1 protein-coding gene is annotated in these 1783 nt (G+C 61.2%); it reads left to right on the top strand.

Features of this window, described 5'->3' with window-relative positions:
- Positions 1-106 precede the first annotated feature (106 nt).
- Positions 107-1702, top strand: coding sequence for a methyl coenzyme M reductase system, component A2 (gene atwA, locus CW742_RS11825; protein ID WP_292420629.1), 1596 nt, complete (start codon positions 107-109; stop codon positions 1700-1702).
- Positions 1703-1783: the final 81 nt, after the last annotated feature.

Below are 1783 nucleotides of genomic sequence, written 5' to 3'. Positions count from 1 at the left end.
CCCCTGCCAGGACCAACGCGGGGAGTGCCTGCACAATGAAGACCGGCCGGATCAGGTACCCCGGCACACGAAACCCGCCGAACCACACCGGGAGTGAGGGCCGACCATGCCACAACCGTTCATCAGCGTGTCCGATCTCTGCATGGACTTTGACGATACACGGGTCTTAACCAATGTCTCCTTCGAGATCCCGGAGGGTGAAGTTCTTGGCGTCATCGGCAGGAGCGGCGCCGGAAAGAGCGTCCTGATGCACCTTCTCCGCGGCGTGGAGCAGCCCCCGACAAAAGGTTCGGTTATCTACCACATGGCAGCCTGCGACCGCTGTGCGTTTATGGACGTGCAGAGCCGGGCCGGAGGGAAATGCCCGGAATGCGGCGGCGAGCTCGTCGCGGTTGATGTCGACCTCTGGGACGAGAAGAGCGACGGCATGAAGTCCCGGGTCATGAACCGGACTGCCATCATGTTCCAGCGCACCTTCGCCCTGTACGGCGACGACCGGGTGATCGAGAACGTGCTCCACGCCCTCGATGACATCCGCTTTCCGCAGGAGCATGCAGTGAACCGGGCGGCCGACCTCATCGACCAGGTGAAGCTCTCGCACCGGATGATGCACATTGCCCGCGACCTCTCCGGCGGGGAGAAGCAGCGGGTCGTCCTTGCCCGGCAGCTGGCCAAGAACCCGGCCATGCTCTTTGCCGACGAACCCACGGGGACGCTCGACCCGGAGACGGCGCAGCTTGTGCATTCGATGCTCCTTGAAGCCGCAAAGAAGAACGCGATGGGGATGGTCGTCACTTCGCACTTCTCGCAGGTCATCGAGGACATGGCAAACCGCGCCCTCCTCCTTGACGGTGGCGGGATTGCTGCCATCGGGTCCCCGAAATCCGTCATCAAATCCTTTGCAAAGGACTACCATGAGATCGAGGATATGGAGCCGGTCGAACTGGGAGAGCAGATCCTCCAGGCCCGGGACGTGACCAAACGCTACATCTCGGTTGACCGCGGCGTGGTGAAAGCAGTAAACAGCGTCACGTTCAATGTTGCAAAGAAGGAGATCTTCGGCATCATCGGCAAGAGCGGTGCGGGCAAGACCACGCTCTCGCGGATCATCTCCGGCATCATCGAGCCCACGAGCGGGGAGATGAACGTCCTGATAGGTGACGACTGGGTGGATATGACAAAGCCCGGTATCGACCAGCGGGGCCGGGCCAAGGAGTATATCGGCCTCCTTCACCAGGAGTACGACCTCTTCCCGCACCGCACGGTTATCGACAACCTCACCGACTCGATCGGCCTTGAGTTTCCCAAGGAACTGGCGGTGAGAAAAGCGATCGTCACGCTCCGGATGGCCGGCTTCTCCGAGGATAAGGCAAAGGCCATCCTGAACCGGATGCCCGGCGAGCTCTCGGACGGGGAGCGGCACCGGGTAGCCCTTGCGCAGGTGCTGATCCGCGAGCCCCGGCTCGTTATCCTCGACGAGCCGACCGGGACCATGGACCCGATCACAAAACAGGACGTGAAGCACTCGATCCTGCATGCCCGCGACGAGATGGACGAGACCTTTATCGTGGTCTCGCACGACATGGACTTCGTCCGCGACATCTGTGACCGGCTCGCCCTGATGCGCGGCGGGAAGGTAATCGATATCGGCCCCACGGCGCAGGTGCTTGCGCAGGTGACCGACGAAGAGAAGGCAGACTGATTACGAGAACTCTCATTTATTCTCCCATCCCCTGACGAGATGATCCGATGACAGATACTCCACGAAAGAATCCTGAGACCT

Origin of the sequence: Methanoregula sp. (assembly GCF_002835825.1) — an archaeon.
Lineage (GTDB): Archaea > Halobacteriota > Methanomicrobia > Methanomicrobiales > Methanospirillaceae > Methanoregula.
The sequence above is the reverse complement of the archived record's forward strand: the minus strand, read 5'-3'. Positions and strand labels throughout refer to the sequence as shown.